This window comes from Streptomyces hirsutus, from assembly GCF_001418415.1.
In the GTDB taxonomy this organism is placed as follows: domain Bacteria; phylum Actinomycetota; class Actinomycetes; order Streptomycetales; family Streptomycetaceae; genus Streptomyces; species Streptomyces hirsutus.
Genome location: NZ_LIQT01000169.1, coordinates 1 through 17,544, shown reverse-complemented (window position 1 = coordinate 17,544; position 17,544 = coordinate 1). Strand labels below are relative to the sequence as shown.

Sequence of the window (17,544 nt, the reverse complement as noted above, 5' to 3'; positions counted from 1 at the left end):
GGGTGGGGGAGACATGCCCAGGCGCGAGAAAGTCATGAGGATGTCGGTCGAGCAGCCGCTGTGGCGCGCGCTCGCCGGTTACCGGGTCCTCACCATGGTGTACGCGGTCGGCCTGTTCGCCACCGCCTACGAGGAGTTCGAGCGTCCCTGGCTCGCCGTCGTCTACTTCGCCCTGCTGGCCGTATGGACACCGGCCACCCTGCCCCGGGTCGCGAACGCCGCCGCCTGCACCAAACGCTTCCTCGCCGCCGACCTGACCGTCGCGCTCACCGGCATCCTGCTCACCCCCGTCGCCGACGCCCCGGAGCGGATCGCGGCCGGCGGTCCGACCATGCCGTCGATATGGACCGCGGGCGCGGTGCTCGCCTTCGCCATCAAGGGCGGCTGGCGCTGGGCCGCCCTCGCCTCCACGCTGGTCGCCGTCGCCAACCTGGTCGAGCGCGGAGGCCCCGCCCGCGACACCGTGCACAACGTGATCCTCGTCTGGGTCGCCTCCATCGCCATCGGCTATGTCGTCGAGGTCGCCCGCGCCTCCGAGCGCACCCTCGCCCGCGCCCTGGAGATCGAGGNNTCGCCGACCCCGGGGCGCCGGTGCCGCTCGCGCCGGCCGCCGCGCGGGAACTCGCCGCCGCCGTCGGGGCCGCCCTGGACAACGTACGCGAACACGCGGGGCCCGACGCGCGCGCCTGGATCCTGGTCGAGGACGAACCGGACGAGGTGATCGTCACCGTCCGCGACGACGGGCCCGGCATCCCCGAGGGCCGGCTCGCCCAGGCCGAGGGCGAGGGGCGGCTCGGGGTGGCCCTGTCGATCCGGGGGCGCCTGCGCGACCTCGGCGGCAGCGCGGAGCTGATCTCGGTGCCCGGACAGGGCACGGAGGTCGAGCTGAAGGCGCCCAAGCACCACAGCGACGAACAGGACGTACGGGGGAAGGCGGAGCAGCGATGACCGACACGACAGCCGGAGAGACGAGCGGAACACCGGGCGGAGGGCCGGGCGGGGGCAGACAGGGCCCGGTCAGGGTGATGGTGGTCGACGACCACCCCATGTGGCGCGACGCCGTCGCCCGGGACCTGTCCGAGTCCGGCTTCGAGGTGGTCGCCACCGCGGGCGACGGCGACCAGGCCGTGCGCCGCGCCAAGGCCGTCGCCCCCGACGTCCTCGTCCTCGACCTGAACCTGCCCGGCAAGCCGGGTGTCCAGGTCTGCAAGGAGGTCGTCGCCGCGAACCCGGCGCTGCGGGTGCTGGTGCTCTCGGCGAGCGGCGAGCACGCCGACGTCCTGGAGGCGGTGAAGTCCGGTGCCACCGGCTATCTGCTGAAATCCGCCTCCACCCAGGACCTGCAGGACGCGGTGCGCCGCACGGCCGTGGGCGACCCGGTGTTCACGCCGGGCCTGGCCGGACTGGTCCTCGGCGAGTACCGCAGGCTGGCCTCCGACCCGGCGTCCGCCCCGGACAGCGGCGCGTCCAGGGCACCCCGGCTGACCGACCGGGAGACCGAGGTGCTGCGCCTGGTCGCCAAGGGCCTCAGCTACAAGCAGATCGCCGAACGGCTCGTCATCTCCCACCGCACGGTGCAGAACCACGTACAGAACACCCTCGGCAAGCTCCAACTGCACAACCGCGTGGAACTCGTCCGCTACGCCATCGAACGCGGCCTGGACGACGAATAGCACCGGTCGGCCGGTCGGCAGGCCGGCCCGGTTCTCCCAGGGGCCGGCCCTTCCGGTCGAACCCGGGACCCGGGACCCGGGGGCCGGAAAGCGCCGCTCCCGCCCCGTCCGGCCCGGGCGCGCCCGGGCCGGCCCCGTATATTCGCGCACGCGGCAGCTGTCGCGTACGGAAGAGTTCCCGGCACGGCCCTGGGAGGGACCCTGTGGAGATCCTCGCGTTCGGTGTGCAGGCCGACGAGAAGCCCTTGATCGAGCGGGCCTTCCAAGGGCACCACGAGGTGCGCGGACTGCACGTCTTCCTCAATGAGGACACCGCCCCCATCGCGGCGGGCCACGAGGTGATCTCCACCAGCGTCAACTGCGACCTCGGCGCCGGAGTCCTGGAGAGCCTGGCGGCCGGTGGCACCCGGATGATCGCCCAGCGGTCCACCGGCTTCAACAACGTCGAGCTGAAGACGGCCGAGCGGCTCGGCCTGACGGTCGCCCGGGTGTCGTCCTACTCGCCCCACTCGGTCGCCGAGTTCGCCTGGGCCCTCGCCATGGCCGTCAACCGCCGTATCGTCCGCGCCTCCACCCGCACCCGCGACTTCGACTTCCGCCTCGACGGGCTGATGGGCCGCGACATGCACGGCCGTACCGCCGGTGTCATCGGCACCGGCAAGATCGGCGAGGCGTTCACCCGGATCGCGCACGGCTTCGGCATGCGGCTGCTCGGCTGGGACGTCGCCGAGAACCCCGCCTGCCGGGACCTCGGCATGACCTACGTCCCCAAGGAACAGCTGCTCGCCGAGTCCGACCTGGTCAGCCTGCACGTCCCGCTGCTGCCGGAGACCCTCCGCCTGATCGACGGGGCCGCCCTGCGGACGATGCGGGACGACGCGATCCTGGTGAACTCCAGTCGCGGCGGACTCGTCGACACCGCGGCCCTCGTCGCCGAACTGCGCGCGGGCCGCTTCACCGGCGTCGGACTGGACGTGTACGAGGCGGAGGCGGGCCTGTTCTTCCTCGACAAGTCCCTGGAGGCCATCGAGGACGACACCCTGGCCCGCCTCGTCACCTTCCCGAACGTGCTGGTCACCTCCCACCAGGCGTACTACACCGCGGACGCCGTCGGCCAGATCATCGACACCACGGTGGCCAACGTCCTCGACTACACCGAGGGCCGCCGCTCGGAGAACGTCCTGGTCCCGCGCAGCTGACCGATCAACTCGGCGACGATCGCCGCGCCGTTCAGGGTGAGCACCGACTCGGGGTGGAACTGCAGCCCCGCGAAGCCGGGCCCGCGCAGCGCGTGCACCTCGCCGCCCGCCGTGCGGCTCACCTCGATGCCGTGCGCCGCCAGCTCCACCGCCGCCTCGTCGTCGCAGCGCGCGACGAAGCTGTTGTAGAAGCCGACCGTCTCCGGCCGCCCGAACAGGTCGATCTCCGTCTGCGCCCCCTGGTACGGCACCTCCTTGCGGACGGTCCGAAGACCCAGCTCGGCCGCGATCAGCTCGTGGCCGAGGCAGACACCGAGGACGCCGTGACGTCGGCCGGCCCCGATCGCCTCGGCCGTCAGACCGCGCAGGAACCGCATCTTCGGGTCGGCCGTGTCGGACGGGTCCCCGGGGCCGGGCCCGAGCACCAGCGGACCCTCGTGCGCCGCCACCACCTCCCGCAGTCCCGGCGCGTCGTACCGCAGGACGGTCACCCCGAGCCCGGCGGCGCGCAGCACATGCGCCAGCATCGCGGTGAAGGTGTCCTCCCCGTCGACCACCAGGGCGTGGCCGTCGAGGGCACCCGGCGCCTCGCGCATCCGCAGCCAGAACGGGGCCAGCGAGGCCCGCCGCCCGTCCAACGCCGCCCGCACCCGGGGGTCGTCCGCCAGCCGCGGCCGTACGGACTCCTCGCGCGGCCGCCCGGGGCGCACCCCCAGCGCGGCCAGCACCCCAGCCGCCTTCGCGTGGGTCTCGGCGACCTCGCCCGCCGGGTCGGAGCCCCGCACCAGGGTGGCGCCGACCGGCACCCGCAGCCGCCCGTCCGCGTCGATGTCGGCGGTGCGGATGAGGATGGGGGAGTCGAGGGTCTGGACCCCGGCGTCCCCTTCCCGCCCGCCGCCCGCGGCCCGGCCGAGCAGCGCCAGCGCCCCCGCGTAGTAGCCGCGCCCGCCGGACTCGTGCCGCTCGATCACCCGGCAGGCGTTCTGCACCGGCGACCCCGTGACCGTCGCGGCGAACAAGGTCTCCTTCAGCACCTCCCGCACATCCAGCGAGGACCGGCCGCGCAGCTCGTACTCGGTGTGCGCGAGGTGCGCCATCTCCTTCAGCCGGGGCCCGACCACGACCCCGCCCATGTCACCGACGGTGCACATCATCTTGAGTTCCTCGTCGACGACCATCGACAGTTCCTCGATCTCCTTGCCGTCGGCGAGGAACTCCAGCAGATGCTCGGGGGTCGGCCCGTCGGCCGGGTAGCGGTAGGTGCCGCTGATCGGGTTCATCACGACCGTCCCGCCGGACGCCCGCACGTGCACCTCGGGGCTCGCCCCGACCAGCGTCCGCCCTCCCGCCTCCTGCCCGGTGTGCACCACGAACGTCCAGTAAGCGCCCCGCTCGCCCGCCAGCAGCCGCCGGAACAGCGCCAGCGCGTCGGCCCGGCCGAACCCGGGGATCTCCCCCTCGTACGTCCGCCGGATGACGAAGTTGGCGCCCTCGCCGCGCCCGATCTCCTCGCGCAGCACCCGCCCGACGATCCCGGCGTACTCGTCGTCGTCGACGTCGAAGCCCCCGCCTTCCACCCGCACGTCGTGCGAGGGCAACTGCTCCAGGGCCTCGGCGAGCGGGATCTCGTGGCGCTCCTCGGGGGTCAGCACCAGCAGCGGGGTGCCGTCGTCGCGCACGTCGAAACCGCGCTCCCGGATCTGCCGGAAGGGGATGAGCGCCAGCCCCTCGTCGGGAAGGTCGGCCAGGCGCTCACGGGGGGTGACGGGGCCGAGCAGCAACTCCACCACGGAGTCGTCGTGGCCGGGCGTGCGGCGGCGCAGCAGGGCGAACGGGCGGGGATCGTCCAGCAGGCCGAGCAGGCTCGTCGGCCGGTTCATCGGTCGGTTCATCGGTCGTGGTCCCTCGGTGTGGGAGGGCCGACCCGCACGCGCCGCGCGGTCCGCGAACGCCGAAGGCCGCCCCTCGGGCGGCCTTCGCGAAGTCTTGCGTACGCGCTACAAGGTCAGTGGGCCGCCGGAGAAGCGGGCCACCACCAGTTCGGGGCGGAAGGGTTCTGAGCCGAACCGTTCCGGATCGAGAGCGCGGACACGGGACGCACCTTAGCGCATGTCCCGCGAGCGCATGCCCCGCGCACGGCTCCGGCGCGTCCGTCGTCCGATCACGGAGCGCGTTTCCCGTCTCACTTGCTGGGCATCGCCCGGAAGGCACCATCCCACCCCGTAATGTTGAGACGTGACCGTGAACGCTAAGACCAGCCCGAGCGCTGGCAACACCTGGCGAGACCTGCCCGCGGCGCAGCAGCCCGAGTACCCCGACACCGAGGCTCTGCGCGCAGTGATCGCGGACCTCGAGTCGTATCCGCCACTCGTCTTCGCGGGCGAGTGCGACCAGCTGCGCGCCCGGATGGCGGCCGTCGCCAAGGGAGAGGCGTTCCTCCTCCAGGGCGGCGACTGCGCCGAGTCCTTCGACGCGGTGTCCGCCGACCACATCAGGGCCAAGCTCAAGACACTGCTCCAGATGGGCGCCGTACTGACGTACGCCGCGTCCGTGCCCGTGGTGAAGGTGGGCCGGATCGCCGGCCAGTACTCCAAGCCGCGCTCCAAGTCGACCGAGACCCGCGACGGCGTGACCCTGCCCACCTACCGGGGCGACTCCGTCAACGGCTTCGACTTCACCGAGGCCGCCCGCGTCCCGGACCCCGAGCGGCTGAAGCGGATGTACAACGCCTCCGCCTCCACGCTGAACCTGGTGCGCGCCTTCACCACCGGCGGCTACGCCGACCTGCGCCAGGTGCACGCCTGGAACCAGGACTTCGTGAAGTCGTCCCCGTCCGGCCAGCGCTACGAGCAGCTCGCCCGCGAGATCGACCAGGCGCTGAACTTCATGCAGGCCTGCGGGGCCGAGCCGGAGGAGTTCAAGACCGTCGAGTTCTTCTCCTCGCACGAGGCGCTGCTGCTGGACTACGAGTCGGCGCTGACCCGCGTCGACTCGCGCACCGGACAGCTGTACGACGTCTCCGCGCACATGGTGTGGATCGGCGAGCGCACCCGGCAGCTGGACCACGCGCACATCGAGTTCGCCTCTCGGATCCGCAACCCCATCGGCATCAAGCTCGGCCCGACGACGACGGCCGAGGAGGCGCTGCGGTACATCGAGCGTCTCGACCCGGACCGCGAGCCCGGCCGGCTGACCTTCATCGTCCGCATGGGCGCGGACAAGATCCGCGACAAGCTGCCCGAGCTGGTCGACAAGGTCACCGCCTCCGGCGCCACCGTCGCCTGGGTGACCGACCCGATGCACGGCAACACCTTCGAGGCGGCCTCCGGCCACAAGACCCGCCGCTTCGACGACGTGCTCGACGAGGTGAAGGGCTTCTTCGAGGTCCACAAGGAGCTCGGCACCCACCCCGGCGGCATCCACGTGGAGCTCACCGGCGACGACGTCACCGAGTGCGTGGGCGGCGGCGACGAGATCTTCGTCGACGATCTGCACCAGCGCTACGAGACCGCCTGCGACCCGCGGCTCAACCGCAGCCAGTCGCTGGACCTGGCGTTCCTCGTCGCCGAGATGTACCGGGACCAGTAGGCACCGGCAGCGGCGGGTGACCGGTACCGGTCACCCGCCGCTCACCGCACGCCTTGTCTCCATGTGCGCCGAAGCCGGACTCGGCGTGATCGCCGTCGACCCCGCCTACACCAGCAGGTGGGGCGCCCAGCACTGGCAAAAGCCCCTCACGACCGGCAAGCGCAAGACCACTCGCCACCAGGCGGCAGCCGTGGCGATCGGACGACGCGCCCTGGGACACCCGATCCGGCGACGGACGGCACCGCCCCCACACGACCGGAGCGATCGTGCGGGGCATCGGACCGTCCAGGCCCGACCGGGCATCCCGGGGCGTGAGGAAACCCGCCCCCGTGTACCCGGACCACGGACACGATCCGCGCAGCCGGACACGGAGCGAAAGCGGGCGACCAGGACACCCAACACCGTTCGGGATGTCCGCAGCGAGCGGGAATGGGCCCCAAGGCTCACTCCTGCTCACTGACCAGGAACGGTGGGGTGCGGATCACACGGAATCCGCACCCATCCCGCTTTTGTCCCCTCCGGGCGACGGGTAAGGTTAGGTTTGCCTCACCGATCAGGGGTCGGGACGGCACGACCCACGCTACGACGGGAGGTGAACCGCGTGTTCGTCTGCAGCTGCTTCGGAGTGACCGAGGAACAGGTGAGGAGTCACGCGGACGCCGGGGCCTGCACTCCCCGGCAGATCGCCTCCGCCTGCAAGGCCGGCACCGACTGCGGCGGCTGCGTGCGACGCATCCAGGCGCTGCTCGGCCGGGGCGCCTGCCCCCGCCGGCAGCTGGCCGACCAGGGCCGGCCGCCCCTCGCGACGGAGCTTCCCGAAGCCGCGTGAGCCCTGCCGGGCTAGTGGGTCGAGAACCCGCTCGTCCCCGGGCCCGAGGGATCCGGCTGGGACTGCTCGATCACCGTCGACAGGTACAGCGCCTCGCCCAGCTTCTCGATGAGTTCCAGCTGGGTGTCCAGGTAGTCGATGTGATGCTCCTCGTCGGCGAGGATCGCCTCGAAGATGTTGGCGGACGTGATGTCGTTCTTGCCGCGCATGACCTCCACGCCCCGGCGCAGACGGTCGATGGCCTCGACCTCGACCTCCCGGTCGGCCTGGAACATCTCCGTCACCGTCTGTCCGACCCGCACGTGGAAGAGCCGCTGGTAGTTGGGCAGGCCGTCGAGCAGCAGGATGCGGTCGGTGAGGACCTCCGCGTGCCGCATCTCGTCGAAGGACTCGGCGCGCGTGTACTCGGCGAGTTTGGTCCAGCCCTTGTGGTCCTGCAGTTTCGAGTGCAGGAAGTACTGGTTGATCGCGGTCAGCTCGGCGGTCAGCTGTTCGTTGAGGAATTCGATGACCTCGGGGTCGCCCTGCATCGCAGAGGCTCCTTCCGTGCGGATGAACGGGCCAGGTGCGCCGCATGATTCCACTGGTGGAGAAGATCGTCCAGTAAGCATGGACTTAGTAAGTAAGGGTGTACTTACGGATATTTGAGATGCATTGCCCGGTTTCGTGGGGCCCCGGTCCGGTGCGTTAAGCCGGGTCTGTCAGGATGGAAGCATGGGTCAGCCGGCGGAACGCGAATCGGGGGAGCGCACAGCGAGGGAAGGGGCACGGTTCGAGCTCCCGCCGGGGCAGCGGCTGCAGAAGGGCTGGCCGGTCACGCACTACGGGCCGGTGCCCAGGTTTCGGCCCGAGCGCTGGGAGTTCAGGGTGTTCGGCGCCACCGCCGACGGCGACAAGCACTGCTGGAACCACGAGGAGTTCACGGCCCTGCCGTACCGCAGCGTCGTGGCCGACCTGCACTGCGTCACCAAGTTCAGCATGCTCGGCGCCGAATGGGGCGGCATTCCGGCCCGCACCCTCCTGGAGCTCGCCCCGCCCGCGCCCGAGGTCACCCATGTGATGGTCTGGGCCGAGTACGGATTCAGCTCCAACCTGCGTCTGGCGGACTTCTCGTCCGAGCAGAGCCTTTTCGCCACCCACAAGGACGGCGAACTGCTGACCGCCGAGCACGGATTTCCGCTCCGGCTGATCGTCCCCCATCTGTACGCCTGGAAGGGACCCAAATGGGTCCGCGGAGTGGAGTACATGACCACCGACCGCCGCGGTTTCTGGGAGGAGCGCGGCTACCACAACGTCGGCGATCCCTGGAAGGAACAGCGCTACTCGTACCAGGAGGAGCCCGGGGAGGGACCCGAGCTCTGAGCCGGTCCGGCGCGCCTCCCCCGGGGACCGCGGGGGACTACGACGATTCCCGGAGCTTCTTCAGCCGCTCCACGTCCGCCGCGTGGCCCTCCTTGCCGCCGGGCGTCTCGATGATCAGCGGCACGCCCTCGGTCGCGGGGTGCGTCATCAACGCGCGGAACGGGCCCTCGCCGATATGGCCGTCGCCGATGTTCGCGTGCCGGTCCTTGTGGGCGCCGACCACATCCATGGAGTCATTGGCGTGGATCAGTTTCAGCCGTCCCTCGCCGACCGTCTCCACCAGCAGATCCAGTGTCCGGTGCATCCCGCTCGGCCCGGTCAGGTCGTGGCCGGCCGCGAAGACATGGCAGGTGTCCAGGCAGACGCCCAGTTTCGGGTGGGCGTCCAGCGCCTCGAAGTACGGCCCGAAGTCCCAGGTCCGCGAGCAGAGGGAGGAGCCCTGGCCGGCCGTCGACTCGAGGAGCAGGAACGGGTCGTCGTCATGGGTGAGCTCGTCGAGCAGCGGCAGCAGGTACTCCCGTACCTGCGCCAGCGCCACCGACCGCTCCCGTCCGCCCGTCGCGCTGCCGGTGTGGACCACCACGCCCAGCGCCCCGATCTCGCGCCCGCGCCGCAGCGAGTGCCGCAGCGACTCGGCGGACCGCTCGGCGGTCGCCCGGGTGTGGGACCCGAAGTTGATCAGGTAGGGGGCATGCACGTACGCCGGGATCGACTCGGCCGCGCACGCCTCGCGGAAGGCCTCGTCCTGCTTCGGGTTGCCGGCCGGCGTCGCCCAGCCGCGCGGGTTGGCGACGAAGACCTGAACGGCCTCCGCGCGCAGCTCACGGGCATAGGACAGACCGACGGAATGCAGACCGCCGGCCACGGGGACATGGCCGCCGACCGGGTTGCGGGCAGGGCCGGACAGGTGACTCTTCACCCTTCCAGGGTGTCATGCCGCCGCCCGGCGACCGCCGCCGGATCAGCGGAACGACAGCTCACCGGGCCGGCCGCCCGGGGGATCAGCGGATCTTGAGGGTGATCGTCGAGCCCTTGGGCGCGGTGTCCCCGCCCGCCACGGACTGACCCTTGACGGTGTCGCCGAACAGGCCGAACAGCCCGCGGTCCTCCTCGACCCGGAACCCGGCCGCCTCCAGCGTCCCCGTGGCCTCGTCCACGCTGTCGCCGACCACGTCGGGAACCTCGATCATCTCGGGGCCCTTGGACAGCGTCAGCGTCACGGTGTCCCCCTCGACGGCCTCATCGTCCGCCCCCGGGCTCTGCCGGGCCACCCGGCCCGCGTCGTGCTCGGAGGTGACCCGCTCGGTGGCGACCTCCACCTCGAGGCCGACCTCCTCCAGTTCGGCGCGCGCGTCCGCCAGGTCCTCACCGGTCACGTCGGGGACGTCCACCGGGTTGCCCTTGCTCACGGTGAGTGCCACCGCCGAGCCCGCACGGACCTCGGTGCCCCCCGCCGGCCCGGTGGAGATCACGGAGCCCTTGGCCACGTCCCCGCTGAACTCCCGGGTGACCATGCCCGGCTCCAGGCCCGCCTTCTTCAGCGCGGCCCGCGCCTTGTCCAGCGCGACGCCGTCCACATCGGGCACCTTCACGGTCTCCGGCCCCTTGGAGAGGGTCAGCGAGACCGAGTCGGTGCCGCGGATACGGGCGCCCGCCGCCGGGTCCGTACGGATCACCGAGCCCCGCTTCACGGAGTCGCTGTACGCCTCCTCGACCCGGCCGACGCCCAGCCCGGCCTCCGCCAGCCGGTCCCGGGCCTCCTTCTCGGTCTTCGCCAGCAGCGGCGGGACCTTGGTGAACTGGCCCGAGTTGATGTACCAGGCGCCCGCTCCGGCCCCGAGGACCAGCAGCACCAGGACGACGATCGTCATCGGGCCGCGCAGCAGCGCCGGAGCGCGCAGCCCCGGGCCGCGCCGGGGCGGCAGCGGCGCCGGAGTCCGGAGCCGGCTGGTGCGGTGGTAGGAGTCCGCGCCGCCGCCGTGCCCCCGCTGCCCGTCGTCCTCGTCGACGGGCAGCGGGCGGGACGGGGGTCCCCCCGCGCGAGCGAAGCCGAGCGTGGGGGAGGTCAGCGCGCGCGGGATGACGCTCGTACGGTCGTCCGCGTTGTGGTGCTCCGACGACAGCGCCTGGGGCGGCATCGCGTCCAGCTGCGCCGCGTCGAGGCCGCCGCGGACCTCGCGGACCTGTGCGAGCAGCGCCACCGCGTCGTACGGACGGACCTCCGGGTTGCGCGCGGTCGCCGACGCGACCAGCTCGTCCAGCCCGTACGCCATACCGGGGACGACGCCCGACGGCGGCGGCACGTCGTCGTGCAGATGCTTGTAGAGCACGATCGCGGGGGAGTCGCCCTCGTGCGGCCGCTCACCGGTCAGCATCTCGTAGAGCAGGATGCCGCACGCGTAGACGTCCACACGGGGGTCGGCGGTGCCGCTCTCGATCTGCTCCGGTGCCAGGTAGGAGACCGTGCCCAGCACGGACCCGGTGGTGTTCGTCACCGTGCCCACGCCCCGGACCAGGCCGAAGTCGGCGACCTTGACCCGGCCGTCGTCCCCTATCAGGACGTTCTCCGGCTTCATGTCCCGGTGCACGAAACCGGCCCGGTGCGCGGCACCGAGCGCGGCCAGCATCGGCTCCAGGATGTCCAGCGCGGCGCGTGGCTGCAGCGCCCCGCGCTCGCGCAGCACGTCCCGCAGGGTGCAGCCGGCGACGTACTCCATCGCCAGGTACACGTACGCCCGGTCGGTGCCCTGGTCGAAGACCTGCACCACGTTCGGATGGTCCAGACGGGCCACCGACTTCGCCTCGCGGATGAACCGGTCGACGAAGGAACCGTCGGCGGCGAGCGCCGGGTGCATCACCTTGAGCGCGAGCACGCGGTCGAGGCGGGTGTCCACGGCCCGGTAGACCGTGGCCATCCCGCCGACCGCGATACGCGCCTCGACGCGATACCGACCGTCGAGCATCTGCCCGACCAGAGGGTCCTGAAGGGTCGTGTCCACGCAGGGAGTCTACGAGCAGCCGCCGACACCCCCGACCGCTTCGTCGCGGATCGGTCCGCGACTGCAGCCGACCTGTGACGCAACCCACGCACGCGGCCCGGGACGGGTGCGGTCCCGGACCGCGGTCATGCTCCGGCGCGCACGCGTTCCGGCTCCGGGAGGTGGTGGGACGCGGTCCGGGCCGGGACGAGGCAGCCGCCACCGGCGGCGGTGCGCCCCCACGAGGAGAGGAGCCTCAGCCTCTCGGCCGAGTGGAAACGGACGGCGCGCGGGCGGGAGGACGCCCCGGCGACGGCAGCCCCTCAGAAGGCGGGCCGCTCCGGATCCAACGCGGCGAGGCCCTCCGCGGGAGACGACGCCTCGGCGAAGTGCCGCCGCGGAATCCGCCCCGCCCGCCTGGCCAGCCGCCCCGCCTCGACCGCACCGCGCATGGCGGCAGCCATCAGCACCGGCTCCCGCGCCCGCGTCACCGCCGAGGCGAGCATCACCCCCGCGCACCCCAGTTCCATCGCCAGCGCCGCGTCCGACGCCGTACCGGCGCCCGCGTCCAGAATCACCGGCACGCGCGCGTGCTGCGTGATCAGCTCGAAGTTGTGCGGGTTGCGGATGCCGAGCCCCGACCCGATCGGTGACCCGAGCGGCATGATCGCCGCACAGCCGGCGTCCTCCAGTTTCCGCGCCAGCACCGGGTCGTCATTGGTGTACGGCAGCACCGTGAACCCGTCGTCGACCAGCGTCTGGGCCGCCTCCAGCAGCTCGATCGGGTCCGGCAGCAGGGTGCGCTCGTCGGCGATGACCTCCAGCTTGACCAGATCGGTGCCGAGCGCCTCCCGCGCGAGACGCGCGGTGAGCACCGCCTCGCCGGCGGTGTAGCAGCCCGCCGTGTTCGGCAGCACCCGGATGCCCAGCTTCTCCAGCACCGACAGGACCGAGCCGTGCACCGAGGGGTTCACCCGCCGCATCGCGACGGTCGTCAGCTTCGTACCGGACGCCACCAGCGCCCGCTCCAGCACGTCGAGGCTGGGCGCCCCGCCGGTTCCCATGATCAGCCGGGACGTGAAGGACGTACCGCCGAGAACGAACGGATCGTCGGCCATGGTCAGCCTCCTTGGACGGCGGTCAGGACTTCCACCCGGTCCCCCTCGGAGAGGGACGTGAGCGGCCACTGAGCGCGCGGGACGACGGTTTCGTTGAGGGCGGCGGCCACCCCGGAGGGAGCCGAGGACAGGCCGGCGACCAGCGCGTCGAGCGCCGTACCGGAAGCCACCTCGCGCGGCTCCCCGTTGACGGAGACGGTGACGGTGGGGCCGGTCGTGGCATTCGCCGGATCGTTCATGCGGACTGCTCCGTGAGTGCGGCGGCGGTGAACCGCCGGGGTGTGAAGGGACGGGCCTCGGCCGGGAGTTCACCGGTGGTCAGGACCTCGGCCAGGACGTCGCCGGTGACCGGCGTGAGCAGCACGCCGTTGCGGTGGTGCCCGGTCGCGAGGACCAGCCCCGCCAGCGCGGACGGGCCGAGCAGCGGCGCGTTGTCGGGGGAGCCGGGGCGCAGCCCGGCCCGGGTCTCGGTGAGCGGCAGTTCGGTGATCCCGGGGACGAGTTCGTGGGCGTCGCGCAGCAGTTCGTACACCCCGCCCGCGGTGACGGTCGTGTCCCAGCCCTGTTCCTCGCTGGTCGCCCCGATCACCAGCTCCCCGTTCTCGCGCGGCACCAGATACACATGGCTGCCGCGCACCACCGCGCGTACCGTCCGGCTCAGGAACGGACCGAACCGGTCCGGCATCGCGAGCCGGACCACCTGCCCCTTCACAGGACGTACCGGAGGCAGCACCTCCGCCGGGATCCCCGCGAGCCGCCCGCTGAGGCTGCCCCCGGCGAGCACCACCTGCCCGGCGCCCAGCGCGGTGCCGTCGGCGGTGACCACGCCCGTGGCCCGCTCCCCGGCGACGGTGAGCCGCTCGGCCCACGCCCGGCGCAGTACCACTCCCGCCCGCTCGCAGGCGGTCACCAGCGCGGCCGCCAGACGCCGGGGGTCGATCTGGTGGTCGCCGTCCACCCGCAGCCCGCCGCGCACACCCGGTGCGAGCATCGGCTCCAGACGTCGGCACTCCCGCCCGGACAGCCACTGCGCGTCGAGCCCCGACTGCTGCTGCAGGACGTGCAGTTCGCGCAGATGGGCGCGGTCGTCGGCGTCCAGCGCGACCGCGAGCGTGCCGCAGCGGCGGTAGCCGAGGTCATGGCCGGTGGCCTCGGTGAGCTCGGCCGCGAAGTCGGGGTAGCGGCGCGCGGAGGCGAGGTTCAGACCGAGCAGGGTCTGCTCGCCGTAGTGCAGTTCCGTGACGGCGGCCAGCATCCCTGCGGCCACCTGGGCGGCGCCGGAGCCCGGCTCGGGGTCCAGCACGGTCGTGGCCAGTCCGCGCTGCGCGGCCCGCCAGGCCGTGACCAGGCCGATGATCCCGCCCCCGACGACGAGGACGTCCGGAGAGCGTCCCGGAGCGTGCGGGGTGCCTGAGGTGCGTGTGGGCGACATGGGCGTCCAGCCCCTCCCTTCGCCGGCATGACCCGGATCAGGTTCATACGGTCGGAGGCCGCCAGCCTCCCTCTCAGCCCGGTGCGTCCGGACTCCCGCGAGTGCTTTACCGTGGCCAAGCCTAGCCCCGGAACAATGCCGGAACAACGAACGTACAGGGAGCTCTCGCATGGCTGGTTCGCTCGACGGCCTGGTTCTCTCCCCGGTCGCCGACCAGGCGCCGGGCCAGGTCGGCACCCGCACCCGGTTCGTCTACCACGAGCAAGGCGGCCGGATCTGGGCCGAGTACGCGGGCGGTGACATCGTCCGCGGCCACCTGGTGGGCACCCGGGAGGGGGACCGGCTGGACTTCCGGTACGTGCAGCTCAAGCACGACGGCACCACCTCCTGCGGACACTGCGAGTCCACGGTCGTGGAACTGCCCGACGGGCGGGTGCGGCTGGAGGAGACCTGGGAGTGGGAGTCGCAGCCGGGCAGCGGCACCAGCGTGGTGGAACAGCTCACGGCTCCCGAGGACCGACCGGCCGCCGGGCAGGTGTCTATGGTGATCAGGTGAGCGAGCAGACGCAGGAACGGGGACCGTCCGGGCCGCGGCGCGTGGTGGTGACGGGGGCCGGGATGGCCGGCGTGCAGACCGCCGTCGCCCTCCGGGAGCAGGGCTTCACCGGCACCGTGACACTGATCGGCGCCGAACCCCACCAGCCGTACGACCGGCCACCCCTGTCCAAGGCGGTGCTGCTCGGCACGGCGGAGAGTTCCGCCTTCGACGTCGACTTCGAGGCGCTCGGCATCGAACTGCGGCTCGGCTGCGAGGTGTTCGGACTGCGCCCCGCCGACCACGAGCTGGACACGGAGGCCGGGCCGGTCCCCTACGACGTCCTGGTCGTCGCCACCGGCGCCGAACCGGTCCGGCTGCCGGGCGCGGAGGGAGTTCCGGGCGTCCATCTGCTGCGCACCCTGGACGACGTCGAACGGCTGCGGCCGGTGCTCGCGCGCCGGCAGGACGTCGTGGTCGTCGGTGCCGGGTGGATCGGCGCGGAGTTCGCCACGGCGGCGCGCGAGGCGGGCTGCGCGGTCACCGTCGTGGAGGCCGCCGGCCGGCCGCTGGCCGAGGCGCTGCCCGCCGAGGCGACCGCCCCGATGACCGCCTGGTACGACGACGCGGGAGTGGTGCTGCGGACGCACGCGCGCGTGGAGCGCGTCGAGCCCGGCGCGGTGGTGCTCGACGACGGCTCGCGGCTGCCCGCGGGCGCCGTCGTCGTCGGTATCGGCGCCCGCCCCGCCACCGCCTGGCTGGCTGGCTCGGGGATCGAGCTCGGCGAGCACGGCGAGGTGGTCGCCGACGCCCGCCTGACGACCTCCGTGCCGGACGTGTACGCGGTGGGCGACTGCGCGTCCTTCCCCTCGGGGCGGTACGGCGAACGCCTGCTGGTGCACCACTGGGACAACGCCCTCCAGGGCCCGCGCACGGTCGCGGCGAACATCATCGGGGCGGCCACCGGCGCGCCCCCTGCGGTGTACGACCCGGTGCCGTACTTCTGGTCCGAGCAGTTCGGACGCTTCGTCCAGTACGCCGGGCACCACGCGGACGCCGACCGGACGGTGTGGCGCGGGGAGGCCGACGGCCCGGCGTGGACGGTCTGCTGGCTCCGTGCGTCCCGGCTGGTCGCGCTGCTGGCGGTGGGCCGCCCCCGCGACCTGGCCCAGGGGCGCCGGCTGATCGAGGCGGGCACGGTGATGGACGAGGCGCTGCTGGCCGACCCGGCGCGACCGCTGAAGTCGGCGGAGGCGTGAGCACCCGGTCTCCCGGGCCCCGGTCTCCCAGGCCGGGGGACTCCGGCCTGCCGGCGCCCGGCAGACAGGCCGGGCATCCAGTCGTCCGGGTTGAACATCCGCCCAGGTGGAGGGGTCCGGCTTCCGGCTGTCGGTGCCAGATGGCAGGCTTGTCCCGTGACCGAGATTGACGCAAAGATCGATGCTCTCGTCCCCGCCTGGCTCACCCTTCCCGACATCGCCGAGATGCTCGGCGTCGAGGTGACGCGCGTCCGGCAGCTGGTCAAGGACGGCCAGCTCATCGCCGTACGCCGAGGTGAGAACCGCGCACTGCAGGTCCCCGCCGCCTTCATCGACGAGGACAAGGTCGTCAAGGGCCTCTCCGGGACCCTGACGCTCCTGCGGGACGACGGCTTCACGGACGAAGAGATGCTGGAATGGCTCTTCACCCCCGACGAGAGCCTGCCGGGCACGCCCGCGCAGGCACTGAGCGAGAACCGCGGCACGGAGGTGAAGCGCCGCGCCCAGGCGCTCGCCGTCTGACCCCGGGCCGGAACGCCGGGACCCGCGCAAGCACCGGTACGCACCTCCTCGTGTGCCGGGCCCGCCCTCGCACTCGTGCGGGTACCCGGCCATGAGACCGCCTCCCGGCGCCGCTGCCGCAGGGCGTCGGGAGAGCCCCGCGGCCCCGGGCGGCCGCCGGCCCCCGCGGCCGGTCTCCCGGTCGCGGGGGCGGCGGCATAGGGTCCGTTGCGGCGTGCGCTCCGCCGGCCCCGGCGGGCCGTGGGGCATCAGCCGACGACCCACCGGGCCCGCGCCGGCCCGGCCGCCACCGACACAGGGGGATTCCCGCATGCCCGACACCGCCGCAGGCACCGCCCCGCGCGCCCGCCTCGCCGACTCCCTGGTCTACCTCTGCACCGACGCCCGCAAGCGGCAGGGCGACCTCGCGGAGTTCCTGGACGCGGTCCTGGCCGGCGGCGTCGACATCGTCCAGCTCAGGGACAAGGGCATGGAGGCAGCCGAGGAGCTGGAGCACCTGGAGGTCCTCGCGGACGCCTGCGCCCGGCACGGCAAGCTGCTCGCGGCGAACGACCGCGCGGACGTCGCCCACGCCGCCGGCGCCGACGTACTGCACCTCGGACAGGGCGACCTCCCCGTCCCCGCGGCCCGAGCCCTCCTCGGCGAGGACATCCTGATCGGCCGCTCCACGCACGCCGAGTCCGAGGCCGCCGCGGCCGCCGCGCAGGACGGCGTGGACTACTTCTGCACCGGTCCCTGCTGGCCCACCCCCACCAAGCCCGGCCGCCAGGCCCCCGGCCTCGGCCTGGTCCGGTACGCCGCCGGCCTCGGCACCGACCGCCCCTGGTTCGCCATCGGCGGCATCGACCTCGGCAACCTCGACGAGGTCCTGGAGGCCGGCGCCCGCCGGGTCGTGGTCGTCCGGGCCATCACCGAGGCGGACGACCCGGGCGCGGCGGCGGCCGAGTTCGCGAGGCGGCTGCGGCAGGCGGCACCGGGCAGCCGCCCCTGACACCGCGGCCGGCGCCCGCCGTCCGCCGCCGGCACCGCGCCCGCCGCCGACCACCTGC

General features: G+C 72.8%; 17 protein-coding genes, 2 pseudogenes and 1 riboswitch. Of the genes and pseudogenes, 12 read left to right on the top strand and 7 right to left on the bottom strand.

Annotated elements, in window-relative coordinates:
- Positions 1-13: 13 nt before the first annotated feature.
- The 4 genes and pseudogenes from AOK11_RS44850 to AOK11_RS13445 form a co-directional block, all read left to right on the top strand.
- A pseudogene (locus tag AOK11_RS44850) lies at positions 14-569 on the top strand (DUF5931 domain-containing protein); the annotation flags it as partial.
- 2 nt (positions 570-571) lie between these two features.
- On the top strand, positions 572-948 hold a 377-nt coding region (locus AOK11_RS44845; RefSeq protein WP_240497330.1), incomplete at its 5' end, for an ATP-binding protein.
- The gene (locus tag AOK11_RS13450) at positions 945-1,673 is read left to right on the top strand and encodes a response regulator (protein ID WP_079034819.1); all 729 of its coding nucleotides are present in this window, start codon (positions 945-947) and stop codon (positions 1,671-1,673) included. The genes AOK11_RS44845 and AOK11_RS13450, both read left to right, overlap by 4 nt.
- A gap of 203 nt (positions 1,674-1,876) precedes the next feature.
- On the top strand, positions 1,877-2,872 hold the full coding sequence (locus tag AOK11_RS13445; protein WP_055593929.1) for a 2-hydroxyacid dehydrogenase: 996 nt from the start codon (positions 1,877-1,879) through the stop codon (positions 2,870-2,872).
- Here the strand turns inward: AOK11_RS13445 and AOK11_RS13440 are convergent.
- A complete protein-coding gene (locus AOK11_RS13440) occupies positions 2,824-4,752 on the bottom strand; it encodes an anthranilate synthase family protein (protein ID WP_055593928.1) in 1,929 nt (642 codons plus the stop codon). The two genes, AOK11_RS13445 and AOK11_RS13440, sit on opposite strands and share 49 nt — an antisense overlap.
- A 355-nt stretch (positions 4,753-5,107) precedes the next feature.
- Between AOK11_RS13440 and AOK11_RS13435 the strand changes: the two genes are divergently transcribed.
- From AOK11_RS13435 to AOK11_RS13430, 3 genes and pseudogenes are all read left to right on the top strand, one after another.
- Positions 5,108-6,460 carry a class II 3-deoxy-7-phosphoheptulonate synthase gene (locus AOK11_RS13435; RefSeq protein ID WP_055593927.1) on the top strand — a complete coding sequence of 451 codons (1,353 nt, stop codon included), beginning with the start codon at positions 5,108-5,110 and terminating at the stop codon, positions 6,458-6,460.
- A 40-nt stretch (positions 6,461-6,500) separates the two neighbouring features.
- Positions 6,501-6,921 (top strand): annotated as a pseudogene (locus AOK11_RS44840) (IS200/IS605 family accessory protein TnpB-related protein); the annotation flags it as partial.
- 131 nt (positions 6,922-7,052) lie between these two features.
- The gene (locus AOK11_RS13430) at positions 7,053-7,289 is read left to right on the top strand and encodes a (2Fe-2S)-binding protein (protein ID WP_055593926.1); all 237 of its coding nucleotides are present in this window, start codon (positions 7,053-7,055) and stop codon (positions 7,287-7,289) included.
- Positions 7,290-7,300: 11 nt separating this feature from the next.
- Here AOK11_RS13430 and bfr read toward each other — a convergent pair whose 3' ends face one another.
- Positions 7,301-7,819, bottom strand: coding sequence for a bacterioferritin (bfr, locus tag AOK11_RS13425; RefSeq protein ID WP_055593925.1), 519 nt, complete (start codon positions 7,817-7,819; stop codon positions 7,301-7,303).
- Between the two features lie 184 nt (positions 7,820-8,003).
- On the opposite strand from bfr, the gene AOK11_RS13420 reads away from it, so the two are divergent.
- A complete protein-coding gene (locus AOK11_RS13420; RefSeq protein ID WP_055593924.1) occupies positions 8,004-8,651 on the top strand; it encodes a sulfite oxidase-like oxidoreductase in 648 nt (215 codons plus the stop codon).
- A gap of 37 nt (positions 8,652-8,688) precedes the next feature.
- Here the strand turns inward: AOK11_RS13420 and AOK11_RS13415 are convergent, their stop codons facing one another.
- The 5 genes from AOK11_RS13415 to thiO all read right to left on the bottom strand — a co-directional run bounded on the left by AOK11_RS13415 (position 8,689) and on the right by thiO (position 14,179).
- Complete coding sequence (locus tag AOK11_RS13415) at positions 8,689-9,570, bottom strand: deoxyribonuclease IV (RefSeq protein ID WP_055593923.1); 882 nt, start codon at positions 9,568-9,570, stop codon at positions 8,689-8,691.
- A gap of 82 nt (positions 9,571-9,652) precedes the next feature.
- Positions 9,653-11,650 (bottom strand): Stk1 family PASTA domain-containing Ser/Thr kinase, encoded by a 1,998-nt coding sequence (pknB, locus tag AOK11_RS13410; RefSeq protein WP_055593922.1) that lies wholly within the window; start codon positions 11,648-11,650, stop codon positions 9,653-9,655.
- Positions 11,651-11,952: 302 nt separating this feature from the next.
- Positions 11,953-12,747, bottom strand: coding sequence for a thiazole synthase (locus AOK11_RS13405; RefSeq protein ID WP_055593921.1), 795 nt, complete (start codon positions 12,745-12,747; stop codon positions 11,953-11,955).
- 2 nt (positions 12,748-12,749) lie between these two features.
- Positions 12,750-12,986, bottom strand: coding sequence for a sulfur carrier protein ThiS (gene thiS, locus AOK11_RS13400; RefSeq protein WP_055593920.1), 237 nt, complete (start codon positions 12,984-12,986; stop codon positions 12,750-12,752).
- A complete protein-coding gene (thiO, locus tag AOK11_RS13395) occupies positions 12,983-14,179 on the bottom strand; it encodes a glycine oxidase ThiO (protein ID WP_055593919.1) in 1,197 nt (398 codons plus the stop codon). The genes thiS and thiO overlap by 4 nt, the downstream gene beginning before the upstream one ends.
- Positions 14,177-14,288, bottom strand: a riboswitch (TPP riboswitch). Its footprint overlaps the gene before it by 3 nt.
- A gap of 60 nt (positions 14,289-14,348) precedes the next feature.
- On the opposite strand from thiO, the gene AOK11_RS13390 reads away from it, so the two are divergent.
- From AOK11_RS13390 to thiE, 4 genes are all read left to right on the top strand, one after another.
- Positions 14,349-14,735 carry an avidin-fold protein gene (locus tag AOK11_RS13390; protein ID WP_055593918.1) on the top strand — a complete coding sequence of 129 codons (387 nt, stop codon included), beginning with the start codon at positions 14,349-14,351 and terminating at the stop codon, positions 14,733-14,735.
- Positions 14,732-15,973, top strand: a complete 1,242-nt coding sequence (locus tag AOK11_RS13385; protein WP_206188834.1) for an NAD(P)/FAD-dependent oxidoreductase — start codon at positions 14,732-14,734, stop codon at positions 15,971-15,973. Before AOK11_RS13390 ends, AOK11_RS13385 begins: the two co-directional genes overlap by 4 nt.
- A 156-nt stretch (positions 15,974-16,129) precedes the next feature.
- Positions 16,130-16,495 carry an Rv2175c family DNA-binding protein gene (locus AOK11_RS13380; RefSeq protein WP_055593916.1) on the top strand — a complete coding sequence of 122 codons (366 nt, stop codon included), beginning with the start codon at positions 16,130-16,132 and terminating at the stop codon, positions 16,493-16,495.
- A gap of 310 nt (positions 16,496-16,805) precedes the next feature.
- Complete coding sequence (thiE, locus tag AOK11_RS13375; protein ID WP_055593915.1) at positions 16,806-17,486, top strand: thiamine phosphate synthase; 681 nt, start codon at positions 16,806-16,808, stop codon at positions 17,484-17,486.
- Positions 17,487-17,544 lie beyond the last annotated feature (58 nt).